This window comes from Microbulbifer maximicatervae (SeqCode) (assembly GCF_052467505.1).
The window spans coordinates 4044097-4059609 of record NZ_CP174313.1 but is presented as its reverse complement, the minus strand read 5'-3'; the positions used below and the strand labels follow the sequence as shown (position 1 = coordinate 4059609).

10 protein-coding genes are annotated in these 15513 nt (G+C 52.2%); 1 reads left to right on the top strand and 9 read right to left on the bottom strand.

The window, feature by feature from the left end:
* Positions 1 to 53 precede the first annotated feature (53 nt).
* From ACJJIN_RS17850 to glmU, 7 genes are all read right to left on the bottom strand, one after another.
* Positions 54 to 932, bottom strand: coding sequence for an alpha/beta fold hydrolase (locus ACJJIN_RS17850; RefSeq protein WP_444895633.1), 879 nt, complete (start codon positions 930 to 932; stop codon positions 54 to 56).
* 24 nt (positions 933 to 956) lie between these two features.
* The gene (gene glmS / locus ACJJIN_RS17845) at positions 957 to 2786 is read right to left on the bottom strand and encodes a glutamine--fructose-6-phosphate transaminase (isomerizing) (RefSeq protein ID WP_444895632.1); all 1830 of its coding nucleotides are present in this window, start codon (positions 2784 to 2786) and stop codon (positions 957 to 959) included.
* A 2-nt stretch (positions 2787 to 2788) separates the two neighbouring features.
* On the bottom strand, positions 2789 to 3613 hold the full coding sequence (locus tag ACJJIN_RS17840) for a DeoR/GlpR family DNA-binding transcription regulator (protein ID WP_444895631.1): 825 nt from the start codon (positions 3611 to 3613) through the stop codon (positions 2789 to 2791).
* 123 nt (positions 3614 to 3736) lie between these two features.
* Positions 3737 to 4954: a dihydrolipoamide acetyltransferase family protein gene (locus ACJJIN_RS17835; protein ID WP_444895630.1), complete on the bottom strand. Its 1218-nt coding sequence runs from the start codon at positions 4952 to 4954 to the stop codon at positions 3737 to 3739.
* A complete protein-coding gene (locus tag ACJJIN_RS17830; RefSeq protein ID WP_444895629.1) occupies positions 4951 to 5946 on the bottom strand; it encodes an alpha-ketoacid dehydrogenase subunit beta in 996 nt (331 codons plus the stop codon). The genes ACJJIN_RS17835 and ACJJIN_RS17830 overlap by 4 nt, the downstream gene beginning before the upstream one ends.
* Positions 5946 to 7037 (bottom strand): pyruvate dehydrogenase (acetyl-transferring) E1 component subunit alpha, encoded by a 1092-nt coding sequence (pdhA, locus tag ACJJIN_RS17825; protein WP_444895628.1) that lies wholly within the window; start codon positions 7035 to 7037, stop codon positions 5946 to 5948. The genes ACJJIN_RS17830 and pdhA overlap by 1 nt, the downstream gene beginning before the upstream one ends.
* A 125-nt stretch (positions 7038 to 7162) precedes the next feature.
* Positions 7163 to 8524 carry a bifunctional UDP-N-acetylglucosamine diphosphorylase/glucosamine-1-phosphate N-acetyltransferase GlmU gene (gene glmU / locus ACJJIN_RS17820; protein WP_444895627.1) on the bottom strand — a complete coding sequence of 454 codons (1362 nt, stop codon included), beginning with the start codon at positions 8522 to 8524 and terminating at the stop codon, positions 7163 to 7165.
* A 226-nt stretch (positions 8525 to 8750) separates the two neighbouring features.
* On the opposite strand from glmU, the gene ACJJIN_RS17815 reads away from it, so the two are divergent.
* Positions 8751 to 12104 (top strand): amidohydrolase family protein, encoded by a 3354-nt coding sequence (locus tag ACJJIN_RS17815; RefSeq protein ID WP_444895626.1) that lies wholly within the window; start codon positions 8751 to 8753, stop codon positions 12102 to 12104.
* A 70-nt stretch (positions 12105 to 12174) separates the two neighbouring features.
* Here the strand turns inward: ACJJIN_RS17815 and ACJJIN_RS17810 are convergent, their stop codons facing one another.
* Positions 12175 to 13413 carry a glycosyltransferase family 2 protein gene (locus ACJJIN_RS17810; RefSeq protein ID WP_444895625.1) on the bottom strand — a complete coding sequence of 413 codons (1239 nt, stop codon included), beginning with the start codon at positions 13411 to 13413 and terminating at the stop codon, positions 12175 to 12177.
* Complete coding sequence (locus tag ACJJIN_RS17805; protein WP_444895624.1) at positions 13410 to 15512, bottom strand: glycosyltransferase; 2103 nt, start codon at positions 15510 to 15512, stop codon at positions 13410 to 13412. The genes ACJJIN_RS17810 and ACJJIN_RS17805 overlap by 4 nt, the downstream gene beginning before the upstream one ends.
* Position 15513 lies beyond the last annotated feature (1 nt).

Here is a 15513-nt window from a genome sequence, read left to right as displayed (position 1 = left end):
TTAAATTCCAGTAACTATGGATAACTCTATCCACAGTTATCCACAAAGCTGAACTAGGGCACGGGGAAATGGCTATCTGTGGAAAACTTGAGAAGAAATTTACTCACCAAGGCATTAAATCTTTGCGCTGCTTCCAGAAATAGGAAATGGCTTCCTCCTTCCGCCACATCAAAGATCTCAAGCCTGGAACCCTCAACTTGCTGGTGAATCCACTGCTGGCACTCTATTGGGTGTGGACTGGCACGACCGAAAGCCACTAGCGTCGGCTTATCAATCCTGGGGATAAAATCCCGCCAGTCCTTTGTTACGTTATCCACAAAAAGCTTTGCAGCCCAGCGACGGGGACACTGCAGATTAACCGCAACCAGCTCATCCCGTTGGGTTTTCCCCATTAAAGGCGTGACCATAGACATAAGAATTTGGCGGGTGGCCTCAACACCTTTTTTTCCAACCAAGTTATCCACAAACTGGAAGAGGCTCTCCGGGGTCAGTATGCCTCCAGCGGCCAATCGCTCCGCTTCACTCCAGGCGGGATCAGCCAGTAGACAGGGTGGTTCATCGATTAGCACTAGTGCACTGACCCTATCCCCACCAAACATTTCCAGGTAGCTCCATATCACCGAGCAGCCGGCGGAGTGGCCGAGTAAATGAAGGGGTTCCTGTTGCAGACTTGAGATCAGCTCTTGCAAATCCTTGGCGAGGCGGGAAATTCGATATCCATGATTGGGCTTGTCAGACTGACCATGACCACGCATATCCAGCGCGATCACACGAAACTGATCGCTGAGCCCAGCGAGCTGATGTTTATACAACACCGCCCCCTGGGACCAGCCGTGTAGCATCAATAATATGGGGCCGTTGCCGGCCTCCAGATAGCGCAGGGTGACGCTATCAGAGGTAGTAAATTCACACAGCTTTACTCGCTTGTGCATAAACCTTTTGCGGCAGGTAAGCGGTTATTCAACCGTGACTGATTTAGCCAGGTTTCTGGGTTGGTCCACATCAGTACCTTTTAGCAGCGCCACATGGTAACTCAATAGCTGCAGCGGCACGGTGTAGAGAATCGGCGCCAGACTCTCTGGGGAATCTGGAACTTCCACCACGGTAACACCTTCTTCACTGGTAAATCCGGCCTTGGGGCTGGCGAAAACAAACAGTTGCCCACCCCGCGCACGCACTTCCTGCAAATTGGATTTGAGTTTTTCCAGCAGCTCATCATTGGGGGCAACAACAACCACGGGCATATCGCCGTCCACCAGTGCCAGGGGACCGTGCTTCAATTCGCCGGCGGGATAGGCCTCCGCGTGGATATAGGAAATTTCCTTCAGCTTTAGAGCGCCTTCAAGGGCAATAGGGAATTCGACACCGCGCCCCAAGAAAAGCGCGTGATGCTTCTCTGCAAAGGCCTCACTGGTATTTTTAACCACCTTATCCAGACCAGTAAAACTCTCCATCAGCTCAGGTAACTGGTGCAGGGCGCTGACCAGTTCAGCTTCACGCTCTGCCGATAGGCCATTAACCTTGGCGAGGGCGATACAGAACAGTTGTAATGCTACCAATTGGGTCGTAAAGGCTTTGGTCGAGGCCACACCAATCTCAGGGCCCGCCTCGGTCATTAGCGATAGCTCAGACTCTCGCACTAATGAGCTATTGGGCACATTGCAGATGGTCATAGAGGCCAGGTAGCCCAGGTCCTTGCCCTGACGCAGGGCGGCGAGGGTATCGGCCGTTTCCCCGGATTGGGAAATACTCACAAACAGGGTTCCCGGGCGCACAACTTTCTTACGGTAGCGCAGTTCACTGGCCACCTCCACCGAACAGGGAATACCGGCCCAGTCCTCCAGCCAATAGCGGGCTACCATGCCCGCATGGTAACTGGTGCCACAGGCCACTATCTGTACCTGCTCTACATTTGGCAAAATCGCCTGGGCGCGGGCACCGAGGGCCTGGGCCAATACCGAGCGCTCACCGATACGGCCCGCCAAAGTGGCCGCGACAACTTGAGGCTGCTCGAATATTTCTTTTTGCATATAGTGGCGATAGCGCCCTTTATCAGTGGCTTCGTGGCCCCCTGTCAGTTTATGTACCGCACGGCTGACTTCCTCTCCCAACTTGTCTCGGACTGCAATGCCGCTGCGACGCACTTCCGCCACATCGCCCTCTTCGAGGAAAATAAAACGATCGGTCACCTGTCTCAGCGCCATAGGGTCAGAAGCAATAAAGTTTTCTTCAATGCCAACACCTAAGACCAAGGGACTCCCAGAGCGGGCACAAGCCAATACTTCGGGCTCTTCATGACTAACAACTGCCAGAGCGTAAGCACCTTCCAATATATGCGTGGCCTCAGTCACTGAGTCGACCAGGCTGCGGCCCTCAGAACTTAATGAGTGAATAAGGTGAACCACAACTTCAGTATCGGTTTCAGACTCAAACTCATAACCTTTTCCCTGAAGCTCTGAACGCAATTCCTGATGGTTTTCGATAATGCCGTTGTGAACCAGAGCGATATGGCCTGACAGATGGGGATGGGCATTTTCATCGGAGGGAACACCGTGAGTAGCCCAACGGGTATGGGCAATGCCAATATGACCCTCGGCGCTCTCCTCACTTAATTTGGCTTCCAAATCTGCGACCTTGCCCAGGCTTTTGCGCAATTGCAGCTGGCCATCTCCACTGCTTAAGCAGACTCCGGCTGAGTCGTAACCGCGATACTCCAAGCGGCGCAGCCCTTCCAGAAGAATCCCCGTCACATTGCGCTGTGCCAGCGCACCTACGATTCCGCACATAATTATTTCCTCATTAACCCGGGAGTCTCGCCGCCCATTAACATTTCAGGCTGAGCGCCTCTGCTCCTATCTTCAGCGGCACAAATGAGCTGGATACCCAGCTGCTCCAGTTTTTGGCCCACGGCATCCGCCAGGCCATCATCAGTTACCAGGATATCGACCTGCTCCCAGGACAATTCCAGATTGGGAATCCGCTTCCCCACTTTACTGGACTCCGCCAGTACAACCACTTCCCGCGCAACTTCCGCCATTACGCGGGAGAGGCCAATTTGTTCATTAAAAGTACAGGTACCGCGTTGCAAATCGATTCCATCGGCACCAATAAAAGCGCGATCGAAGTCGTATCCCCTCAGTACCTGTTCTGCAACCTGCCCCTGGAAGGCCTCAAAGTGTGGGTCCCAGGTGCCTCCGGTCATCAACAGCGTCGGTTCGTTTTCAAGTTCGCGCAGTGCATTGGCCACATGCAGCGAGTTGGTCATCACCACCAGGCCGCGCTTGCTTTCAAGCTCAGGAATCATTGCCGCCGTGGTGCGACCGTAATCGATCACAATTCGATGGTGATCCGGTATCAGTTCAGCAGCGGCTCGACCAATGGCCCGCTTGCTCCCTGAGGGCCCTTCTTCATTGACCAACTCCCTCGGCACTGGGATAGCACCACCGTGGCGACGCAGCAACAAGCCGTGATTTTCCATTGCCGTCAGATCCTTTCGAATCGTAACTTCCGAAGTTCCGAACTGCCGCGCCAATTGCTCGACACTGGTCTCTCCTACTTCATTTAGCAAGTGGAGAATGCCGTGGCGGCGCTGTTGGGTGTTACGTTTGGACATAGGTATACAAGTTTCGTTTCGAAACTTAAAGATAGCAAAACGAAACTAAAGTTCCCACAAATTTTATCAATAACCATTACTCAACTGATTAGATACCGGTATAGGACCCACTCAGACTGTCTGCTAGAGAGACAAAGTTTCCAACATTGTCTGAAGAAAGCGCGCCAACTCTCCACCGGTAACGGCCCGGTGATCGGCACTGATAGAGAGAGGGAGTAGGGGGCGAAGTGCCGGCCATCGATTGACCACCACAACTCCCTGGCACACCCGCCCGGCACCGACAATGGCAACAGTGGGCGGCATGACTACCGGAGTGGCATAGCGACCGGCTATGGAGCCGAAGTTGGAGAGAAGTATGCTTGCCCCCTGAAGGTCTCGCTGGGCGATCCCGGCCTCGCGGGCCTGGTGTTTAAAGTCCGCCACCTGCTGGAGCAGATCTTCATCAGTACGCTGGGCGACATCCCTGAGTACCGGCACATAGAGCCCTCGTGGAGAGTCCACTGCCAAGCCAATATTGATACTGCCTTGCGGCGCCAGCTTCTCATCCTGATACAGGGCATTGAGGGTAGGTTCCGCCTCACAAGCTTCCTGTACTGCACGAATCAATCGCAGCAGCGCCGGAGCACTACCCCACCAGTTGGAAATATCCGCATCGTCACACAGCGTTATCTGCTTTACTTCATCCCGCGCTCGGCTCATGGACAAACCCATAGCGCGACGTGCAGGCGTCATGACTTCAGACTCATAATCGAATTGGGGGGCAACGGCTGTAGTTTGTTCGGCAGAAGCGCGGGCAGGTGATGGATGCTGCCCCTTCGCCACAGTTTTGGCCTTTGTTCCCGGCCCCGCCGCAGTGCGTACCTGAGCTTCCGTTACCATTGCACCCGCAGGTGATATTGACTGTAAATCTACCCCCAAACGCCTGGCCAGGGCCCGTACTCTCGGGGTGGCCAGTCGCTTCAAGCCCACCTCCGGCCCCCGCTCAGCCCCCAACACATCTTGCCCTTGCTCTATTTTTCCCACCACCGTGCCGCTGTCGGCCCGAGGACTAATCTCTTGTTCCGATTCTTCAGCTTTAGTGGGCGGGCTTTCAACTGCGACTTCTCCCTCGGCCATAAATCCCACCAGGGGATCGCCAACATTCACAGTCTCATCCACTGCCGCAAATAGCTTCTCAATAGTGCCGCCCCAAGGAGCCGGCACTTCCACCAAGGCCTTAGCGGTTTCCACTGTCACCAGAGTTTCATGGGCGGCTATGGTGTCTCCCTCTTTGACATGCCACTCCCGCACTACCGCATCGGGCAGACCTTCGCCGAGATCCGGAAGGGTAAAAGTCTTCATTGTGGCCCTCCGTTGGCGTAGTCCAGCACTTCCTGTACGGCCGACAAAATACGCGGCACTCCGGGTAGATACTCATCCTCCAGTTGATAGTAGGGCATCACCGTATCGAAACCGGTCACCCTCTGTACCGGTGCCTTTAAAAGATCGAAGGCATACTCATTAATCTGTGCGACCAACTCGGCACCCAGGCCACAGAACCTGGCCGCCTCGTGCACAACGACACAGCACCCGGTTTTCTCCAGGGAGTCTATTACCGTGTGGATATCCAGGGGTTTCAGAGTGGCCGGGTCGATAACCTCAGCCTCTACCCCTTCCTCTGCGAGCTGCTCTGCGGCTTGCAGGGTCTCTTTGAGGGAAGCGCCCCAGGCAATAAGCGTAATATCGCAGCCCTCCCGCAACACAAAGGCGCGATCCAGTGGCAGAGCCTCGCCAGTGTCGGGCACTTCCTGACGAACTGCTCGGTAAATACGTTTAGGCTCCAGGAAAATTACCGGGTCCGGGTCTCTAATCGCCGCCAATAGTAAACCGTAGGCCCGTGCAGGAGAGGAGGGCACCACAAGGCGCAGACCTGGAATATGGGCGAACAGGGCCTCGGTGCTCTCAGAGTGATGCTCCGGTGCATGGATTCCACCTCCATAGGGGGCCCGGTAGACAATCGGACAGGAGAGGCGGCCGCGAGTGCGATTGCGATAGCGCGAGGCGTGGCTGAGGATCTGATCGAGACCGGGATAGATAAAACCCATAAACTGGAATTCGGCCACCGGTCGCAGGCCCTGCACCGCCATACCGACAGCCATTCCGGCAATCATGGTCTCGGCTAAAGGGGTATCCATCACCCGGTCCCGGCCAAACCTGGCCTGCAACCCCTCGGTAGAGCGAAATACGCCACCGTTCAGACCAACATCTTCACCAAATAGAACCACCACCGGGTCTGCTTGCATCTCGTAAGCCAGAGCCTGGGTGACAGCTTCGACCAAAGTTATCTCAGCCATTAGCTATCTCCCTGCAACTGTTGATACTGCTCCAGAAAAGGCTCCGGCAACATTGCATAGAGGTGATCGAATATTGCCGTGGCGGCATCTCTGGGGGTTTCCCGGTAGATATGGACCGCTCTCTCCAGCTTCTGGGTCAGCTCCCGTTGCAGCTCTTCTTCCTGCGCATCATCCCAGGCACCGCAGTTTTCCAGGTAGGATCGCAGGCGCCGCAGAGGCTCTCGGGACCAGGCTTCACTGACATCTTTTTTGGGCTGGTAGCGACTGGCATCATCGGCGGTGGTGTGGTCACACAGGCGATAGCTGATCGCTTCGATCAGAGCTGGGCCAGCACCACTGCGCGCCCGCTCCACGGCATCACCCACCGCCTCACGAACGGCAATCACATCGTTGCCGTCTACCTGCAAGCCAGGTATTCCGGCGGCAATAGCCTTCTGTGCCAAGGTCTTACAGGCAGTTTGCTCATCTCGCGGTAGGGAAATAGCCCATTGATTGTTGTTGATAACGATCACCAAAGGCAGGTGCCAATCCCCAGCCAGGTTTATCGCCTCGTAAAAGTCTCCCCGCGAAGTAGATCCATCGCCGCCGGTCGAAACAGCGACGCGCATGGGTTCACCGAAATGCTCATGTTTATATTTCAGGGCAAAGGCTACACCGGCACCGTGCAACATCTGGGTGGCTATAGGCACACTCAAGGGCAAATCTTCGCGGCTATGGCGAAAGTTCTGCCCCCGCTCATCGCCCCCCCAGATTGCGTAGATCTCCTCGATAGTAACGCCCCGCTCCAAAAGAGCACCGGTCTCCCGGTAATTGGGGCAATAGATATCCTCTTTGGCCATGGCGGCTGCGAGACCAACACCAATAGCTTCCTGGCCGAGGCTTGAGGGATAGGTACCAAGTTGACCGGTACGCTGCATTTTTACCGCGCGATCATCCACCATACGAGCCAACGTCATCTGGCGGTAGTAAGCAATCAGGGTATCCGGGGTGGCAAATTCCGGTAGGGCTTGGGTCGTCTGTCCCTGTTCATCCAAATATTGCAGCGAAGCAATATCAAAACTGGCAAGCAGCTGTAATCTGGGCTTGTGCATCGGGCCATTCCTTTTGTTCCCGAAGCGCAAGTTTAATGGATAGGGTGGCTATCAACAGGCGTGGAGAGGAAAGGCCCGCCGGAATTACAGTTTCCGAAGGGCAATCCAATTACGGAAAGAGTTATTTAGCTTTTCTTGGTCGGGCGCTGCCAGCTGGTAATATTGCGCTGCTTGCTACGCGCTACCGCCAACTCTTTGCTCCCCACAGCCTGGGTAATGGTGGAGCCAGCACCCACTGTGGCTCCGGCGCCCACAGTTATTGGGGCTACCAGAGCTGTGTTAGAACCTATAAAGGCATTGTCGCCGATCTCGGTCAGGGACTTGTTTACACCGTCGTAATTACAGGTAATGGTGCCAGCACCAATATTGACCGCTTCGCCCACCAGGGCATCACCTACATAAGAAAGATGATTAACCTTACTGCCCTCACCAATTTTGGCTTTTTTGGTTTCGACAAAGTTGCCCACCTTGGCACCGGTGGCCAGCTCTGTGCCCGGACGCAAACGTGCAAAGGGACCAATAGTGCAAGCCTCACCAATCTCAGCGCCTTCGATAATGGAATTGGCCTCTACCTTGGTGCCATCTGCCAGGCGACAGTTTTTTAGCAGGCAATTAGGTCCAATTTGTACCCCCTTACCCAGTGAAACTGTCCCTTCGAAAATGCAGTTGATATCGATAGAGACATCGGTATCGCACTCGAGGCTGCCGCGAACATCTATACGCATGGGGTCCAATAAAGTCACCCCCGCATTCATAAGACTGGTCGCATGGTTATGCTGCAAAGCGCGCTCCATCTGCGCCTGCTGCGCACGGCTATTTACTCCCGCCACTTCCAATGGATGACTGGCAATTACGCCCGTTACAGGAATCCCCTCACTGACCGAACGACCGATAATATCGGTCAGGTAGTATTCACCTTGAGCATTGTCACAGGACAACTCCGGTAACCAGCGAGCCAGCAGTGCTCCAGGAGTCGCCAAAATGCCGGTATTGACCTCACGGATAGCCAGGGTATCCGCATCGGCATCCTTTTCCTCAACGATCGACTGCACACAGCCGCTGTTATCCCTCACAATGCGCCCGTAACCGGCGGGATTGGCCATTTCAACTGACAGCAGGGCAGGTCCGTGATCCGCTGCCGATAGCAGTGATTGCAAGCTGCCAGCCCTAACCAGAGGCACATCGCCATAGAGCACCAAAACGGTGGCTCCCTCGCGGAAATAGGGCACAGCCTGGGCCACGGCATGCCCAGTACCCAATTGCTGCTCCTGCTCCACAAACCTGACACCACGATCAGCAAAGCGGTCACGTATCAAGTCTGCGCCATGCCCGATTACTACGGTAATCTGCACCTCTCCCAACAACATGGCGGTATCAATTACCCTCTCGAGCATGGGAATACCGCCAATAGGATGCAGCACTTTAGGCAGGTCAGAGTGCATACGGGTGCCTTTCCCGGCGGCCAAAATCACAACATCAATAGTCATAACGGGTCGATATTCCAATCGTCTACAAAATTTGAGTGCATTGTGGCCACTAGACCCGGTTTACTCAAGCAAACAACAGTTCGCCCCGGAGCCCAGGTATTCAACGCATTAAGATTGCTGCGCCGCTTTGATCCCGGTAATTTACCCCCTGTGAAATCAACCGGTTACTCAACCCAACAAAACAAATATAGCCGCCAAACACAGAATCGGGCGGAGGGATATTTCAATGAATACCACCAAGCAGAACAAGCCGCGCCGCCATCTGTTGGCTCTGGCTGTCCTGGCACTGACCCTGCCGATGGGTGCTGTGGCAGAAGCCGAAAGCGCTCTCGAAGCCACCAAAGAAAAGAAAGTAGAAAAGGCGGAAGCCCAACCCTGGGATATCAACAAGCCACCCTACGAATTCAAACCGATCCAGTTGGACACCCGCGAGACCACCTGGAGCAACCTGGATATCAGCCCAGATGGCAAAACCATCCTGTTCGATATGCTCGGCGATATCTACACAGTACCGGTAGCAGGCGGCGAGGCGGTAGCCCTGACCAATGAAATCGCCTGGAATATGCAGCCGCGCTTCAGCCCGGATGGCAAGACCATCGTATTTATCAGCGACCGTGACGGCGCCAACAACATCTGGTTGATGGATCGCAATGGCGACAACCTTCGCCAGCTCACGACAGAGAAGGAAAACTTGCTGCACTCGCCCAACTGGAGTCCCGATGGCCAGTACCTGGTAGCGCGTAAAGGCTTTATGTCTGGCCGCAGTATCCCCGCTGGTGAAATCTGGATGTACCACTACGGTGGGGGTGAAGGTCGCCAACTGAAAGAGCGCATCGGTGGCGATATCGCCCAGAAAAATATTGCCGATCCAGCTTTCTCTCCAGATGGACGCTATGTCTATTACTCCATCGATACCACCCCCGGCACCGTGTGGAAGTACAACAAAAACTCCACCCAGGAAATTTTTGCCATCAACCGCTATGACCTCCAGGATGGTGAAGAGGAGACCTTTGTCTCCGGTCCCGGTGGCGCAGTGGCACCTGTACCATCCCCGGATGGCAGTAAACTGGCCTTTATTCGCCGCCAGGACAACCAGACCTCCCTATTCCTGAAAGATTTGGACACAGGACTGGAAACACCGGTTTACTCCGGCCTCGAACGCGACCTGCAGGAAATCTTTGGCCCCCATGGCAACTACGTTCAATACGACTGGATGCCCGATGGTGAGTCATTGGTCGTTTGGACTGGCGGTAAATTCCTGCGCATCTCCATCAACGGCGACAGCGTCGCACCGATTGCGGCCCATGTGAAAGTTGAGAAACAGGTAGCGGATGCGGTGCGCTTCCCTGTAGACGTAGCGCCGGAAACCTTCGATGTGAAGATGATTCGCTGGGCGCAGAAATCCCCCAACGGCAAGCAGGTCGCTTTCCAGGCATTGGGCAAGATTTATATTCAGGATGTCGCCAGTGGTGAGCGTCGTCGTCTGACCCGCCAGGACGACCACTTTGAGTTCTATCCCAGCTGGTCCCGCGATGGTCGCGAGATCACCTATGTCTCTTGGGACGACCAAAACCTGGGCCATGTGAGGGTAGTTTCCGCTCGCAACGGTCGCGGTAAAAACATCACCAAGCAGCCGGGCCTATACGTTGAACCAAGCTTTTCTCCAAGTGGTGACGCAGTGGCCTACCGTCGCTTTACCGGCGGCTATCTGCTCAGCCCCGAGTACTCCCTGGAACCGGGCATTTACCTGGCAGACGCCAACGGCGACTGGCAGCGCCGGGTCGTGAAGTCTGGCTATGAGCCTCATTTCGGCGCCAGCGAAGATCGTATCTACTTCTCCGAGTACCAAAACGCAGACGGCGGAAAGCGCGTGCTGAAGAGCACCAACCTGGAAGGCAAAGATGAGCGGGAGCACCTGCACGGCGCTGAGATTACTTCCTTCCGCCTGTCTCCGGACGGCAAGTGGGTTGCCTTCACCCAGGACTTCAAAGCCTTTGTCGCGCCCTTTATGCATACTGGCAAATCCGAGGTTATCGGCCCCGATAGCAAAGCAGTCAAAGTCACCCAGGTATCCAAGCGCGCCGGTGAAAACCTGCATTGGTCTGCCGATAGCGACACTTTGGGCTGGGCACACGGCCCCAAACTGTTCGAGCGTGAACTGAAGGACGCCTTCGAATTTGTCGCCGGCGCTCCGGAGGAACTGCCAGAGCCAGTTTCTGAAGGCATCGACCTGAGCTTTGAACAGTCCTTCGACAATCGCGCAGGCCTCGTTGCCCTCACCGGCGGCAAGGTTGTCACTATGCGTGATGCGGAAAACACCCGTGAAATTATCGACAATGGTGTGGTTCTGTTCCGGGGCAACCGCATTGTCGCCGTGGGACCCGCAGCGGAAGTAGAGATTCCCACCGAAGCGAAGCGTATCGATATCACCGGCAAAACCGTTTTACCGGGGCTTATTGACGCTCATGCCCACGGTGCTCAGGGTCGCGAAGAAATTATCCCGCAGCAGAACTGGAACCTGTTCTCCAGCCTGGCATTTGGAGTGACTACTATTCACGACCCCTCCAATGACAGCAGCGAGATCTTCTCCGCCGCTGAAATGCAAAAGGCCGGCCTGATTACTGGGCCGCGTATTTTCTCCACCGGCACCATCCTCTATGGCGCCAAAGGTCCAGGCTACAAAGCCAAGATCAACTCCCTGGAGGACGCTCAGTTCCACGTGAACCGCCTCAAGGAAATGGGCGCCATCTCGGTGAAGAGCTACAACCAGCCCCGCCGCGACCAGCGCCAGCAAGTGCTGCAGGCAGCCCGCGAAGCCGGCATTATGGTAGTGCCCGAGGGCGGCGGTAAGTACCAGCACAATATGAACATGATTGTGGACGGGCACACCGGTATCGAGCACTCACTGCCGATCGCCAATGTCTACGGCGATGTGGAGCAGCTGTGGAGCCAAACCCAAGTGGGTTATACACCGACCTTCGTCGTGGCCTACGGCGGTCTCTGGGGTGAGGAGTACTGGTATGACCGCACCGAGGTATGGAAGAACGAGCGCCTGACCCGCTTTACCCCCGATTTTATCGTTAACCCCCGCTCTATCCGTCGCCCCACTGCGCCGGATGCCCACTACAACCACTTTAATGTGGCCCGTCAGGCCAAGCAGCTGCGCGACGAAGGTGTCACCGTACATATCGGCGCCCACGGCCAGCGCGAAGGACTTGGAGCCCACTGGGAGATGTGGATGATGGAGCAGGGTGGTTTTACTCCTTGGGAAGCCTTCCGTGCCGGTACTATCGATGGTGCCCGCTACTTGGGTATGGACGGTGATATCGGCAGCATTGAAGCTGGTAAGCTGGCTGACCTGATCGTGGTTGACGGCAACCCCTTGGATAACCTCCGCCTATCAGAGAACATTACTTACACGGTAATTAATGGCCGTGTGTTTGAGGCGGAAACCATGAACGAAGTAGGGGCTGGCGAACGCTTGGCATTCTTCCACGAACGCCTGCCTATCAGCGCTATGCCCGCTCCTACGGCAGAAGCGGTACAGGAGAAGATGGAACGCCACCACTGGGTACACTAACCTCAGGCACAAACTGAGATGTAAACAAAAGGCCGGGGACAAACTTCCCCGGCCGTTTTTGTATAAAGCCCTACTTGGTCCGGCGACGTCCTCCCAGCTTATGCCAGAGAATGGCGCGATAGATAGCGACAGGCAGTCTAAAGATTCCCGTAACCAGCCACCAAAATGACTCATAGATGGCAATCGTCTGATCCACTAATGGATGATCCTGATCGAGCCTTTCTGGATAGTGATCGTGTCGCAATATGCCCCTGTGAAACAGAAATCTGCGTAAAGGCCGGCTCAGCCGCCAACTAAAAGACTTGGTTATACGGTTTAAGTTATCGACGAGAAAGCTCTCCGAGGCTATCTTTTGCTGTGTGAGCAGTTCGAAATAGTGGCTTTTGGACTTATTTTCATTCTGCCAATCAGTATCAAAATCCATCTTTGTTAGCCAATCGCTTTCCCCGAATCCACCTATCTTACGCAGATCCGATGTGTACTGAGGGATAGTTATCTGATTTTTAATGATGGCCTTAGAAATGCGATATACATCAGCATTCATCCGGTCAGGGTTCTGCAATTCCCGACTAAGCCTTTGCTGAAAGCCGGATCGGAATTTGAAATGGAGAAGATGAGCGCAATTTTTACTGAGAGGAACCGGCGTACATGAGTGGGTTGAACGTAAATATTGAAAACCCGTCCGCCAATAAACCAGCGGAATTTTATAGGATTTAACAAAGTAATCAGAAATACCAGATATTTGCGCTCTGGCTTTGGAGCGAATTTCAAAAAAAGGAAAAGCTAATATGCTTTTTTTCTTAAAGCTTTTATAAGATACATAGTTAGGCGTTAATTCCATTAACTCGGAAAGATTTCTTATATCATATGTATTCCCTTGAAGGTTGTCGCTAAAGAAATCTATTAGTGGAGTATATAGAGCAAAAGCTAATTCACCCTGCATAAGCTGAGTCATAACTTTCAGGGAAGTTTTACCTGAAATTTCAGGTAACCAGAGAAACTCATCAGCATCAACCACAAGAGTCCATTTTCCCTGGCAATAATTCCGGGCAATTCGGTTAACCCAATCTACACCTGCGTTTGCCTGGGGGTAGCCACAATCAACTTCGTATAGCTGGACATCATTCTGCTTTAGTAGATAGCTTACCGAGTTATCACTACTTCCCGTATCCACCAAATGGAAACATGTCACACCTAAAGACCGGTAATGGTCAAGAAAAGCTGGGAGAATATCCAATTCATCTCGGAAGATACAAATAAGAGGGAAGCGTGTTTCACTAGCACTTTCAATGTACTTAACTACTTTCAAACTTTCACCCTAGCGAATTTACGCAGCCTTCGAATCGTTCGCTTTAAAAACCCTGGCTTATATTTTTCCCCTTTATTTTTTTTCGCTTCTTTTTGCTGTTTTCTTAGTAGTAGGAGGCTTTTCTCTTCCGAGTCGAGCCCTTCAAGGTAAGGACTTATTTGCCTGAAATCTCCTTCTTCTTGAAGGTGATTTCTGGCTTTCATAGAGTTGTCACCGGTGCGATAGTAATATAAAGGATCAGGATAATAGGATACATTTTCCTTTGCTAAAATTAGCTTGCTATAGAATTCAATATCATCCTTACCTGTTCTATATCTCTCTGTATAACCTCCGTGATCTCTAAACTTAGAAGCTTTTATCAGACACGTCGCATCACCGACTATATTTACCTTCGTTGCCCAAGCTCTAGCTGGACCCATAAAACGAATTTGAGTTCCGAGCTTACCTTCTGGAGTATTAGGTGCCCCTTTACCGCTGAATCGGATAGAGCTACAAGTCAGGCAATCAATATCTGCAAAAGTTGCAGCGCTAACCAACTTATCTACCATTTCCGGCATCATGACATTGTCATCGTCAAAAAAAAGTAGATAATCTCCACTTGCATTTTGTGCTGCAGTATTTCTAGCAGCCCCTACATATCGGTTTTCCTGGTATACAAACTGCCAGCCATTCTTCTGATAGTGACTTTCTAAAATTTCCAGCGCGTGTAGCGCTTCTTGTGAATGGCTACCATCATCAACCACAATAACTTCTATGTTCTTATAAGTCTGATCTTCAATGCTTTTTAACGCTTGATAGAGAAAGTCTGGACGCTCAAAATGAGTTACGCATATAGAAACTAAGGGATCATGTCTATTGGAAGATCGGGCGTTTTTAATAATTGAATGCTCTTGGCCATGCCATTTACTCCATACATCTAACGACTTCTTAAGCCTCTGGTGTTTTATACCCGGCGCAGGCAGTTTCTTTGCATGTAATTCTAACTTTCTCGCTAAAGCAATATGATTTGGCTTGAAGAGGATTTTTTTTCCATTTTCGTCATCAAGTAACTCTCGAGTACCACCAGTATCAGCAGCAATAAATGGTACTTTAGTTGCAAGGCATTCGTAGACAGAAATCGGGGAATTCTCTAACAAAGCTGGGATCACAGCCAAACGTCCTTCTCCACTCAAATACTCTACAGCCTGTATAGCATTACAATCACTTATAAATGAGACTTCTGTACTCCAATGCTTCTGGTTTTCCTCTATGAATTTTCGCGCATCAAATCGATAAGAGTGTCCTCCCAAAAAAGTAATCGATGGTAATCTAACCCCTCTTTTAGCAAGAGTGTTTAATGCATTCACAAAAAGAATGACCCCCTTGCGAGGCTCAAGCCGCCCAAAAAACACCCATTCTTTTGTCTCTAAATTACTATTTTTTATGGCTTCATTATCAGGTAATAGATCATCCAAAAATACATTTGGCCAATAGTAACTGCGGTCAGGCAGGCGGTATTTATTATTTTCCATCCAGCAGACTAAATGCTGACTTCCACAGATCAGAGTATCTGCCATCTCGGCACTTCTGCGCTCCATAAATACCCACCCCAATTGCCGTTCCTCTTTAAGGAATTGTTGATTACCTTCGGCAGACCAGAGTGTTGGGGAAGAACCTTTAACAGCAAAATGTATATCTTGGAATGCAATACCAAGACTCTTGGCAAGTAACACTATATAACCCATTCCACGCCATTCTGAAACATGGACAATATCAAAGCGATCATTTCGCTTGAGCCATTCATAGGCTGCATAGGGCATTGCCATAGTACGAGCCATTGTCGTTTTGGCTAGCGCTTGGGGTGCAACACCATGAAATTCAACATTAAGTTTTGCAAAAAATTTTTTTGTGATTTTCATTTTAACAGGATTTTTTGCTAAACCATTAACGAAACAGATGGTGACTATGTGACCAGATCTCTGCAGAAAAATAGCCAAATGAAAGTAAGCCGTTCCAATACCACCATTTTTTATTGGACCAAATATATCCTCCGTTAGGATGCAAATACGTTTAGATTTCTGAACAGCTTCAAGGCGTATATCCTCGTGAAGCTCTTTCATT

What these genes read in the sequence shown, in the direction of transcription:
- ACJJIN_RS17850 (WP_444895633.1), bottom strand. Translation starts at nt 932, where the DNA reads ATGCACAAGCGAGTAAAGCTGTGTGAATTTACTACCTCTGATAGCGTC.
- glmS (WP_444895632.1), bottom strand. Translation starts at nt 2,786, where the DNA reads ATGTGCGGAATCGTAGGTGCGCTGGCACAGCGCAATGTGACGGGGATT.
- ACJJIN_RS17840 (WP_444895631.1), bottom strand. Translation starts at nt 3,613, where the DNA reads ATGTCCAAACGTAACACCCAACAGCGCCGCCACGGCATTCTCCACTTG.
- ACJJIN_RS17835 (WP_444895630.1), bottom strand. Translation starts at nt 4,954, where the DNA reads ATGAAGACTTTTACCCTTCCGGATCTCGGCGAAGGTCTGCCCGATGCG.
- ACJJIN_RS17830 (WP_444895629.1), bottom strand. Translation starts at nt 5,946, where the DNA reads ATGGCTGAGATAACTTTGGTCGAAGCTGTCACCCAGGCTCTGGCTTAC.
- pdhA (WP_444895628.1), bottom strand. Translation starts at nt 7,037, where the DNA reads ATGCACAAGCCCAGATTACAGCTGCTTGCCAGTTTTGATATTGCTTCG.
- glmU (WP_444895627.1), bottom strand. Translation starts at nt 8,524, where the DNA reads ATGACTATTGATGTTGTGATTTTGGCCGCCGGGAAAGGCACCCGTATG.
- ACJJIN_RS17815 (WP_444895626.1), top strand. Translation starts at nt 8,751, where the DNA reads ATGAATACCACCAAGCAGAACAAGCCGCGCCGCCATCTGTTGGCTCTG.
- ACJJIN_RS17805 (WP_444895624.1), bottom strand. Translation starts at nt 15,512, where the DNA reads ATGAAAGAGCTTCACGAGGATATACGCCTTGAAGCTGTTCAGAAATCT.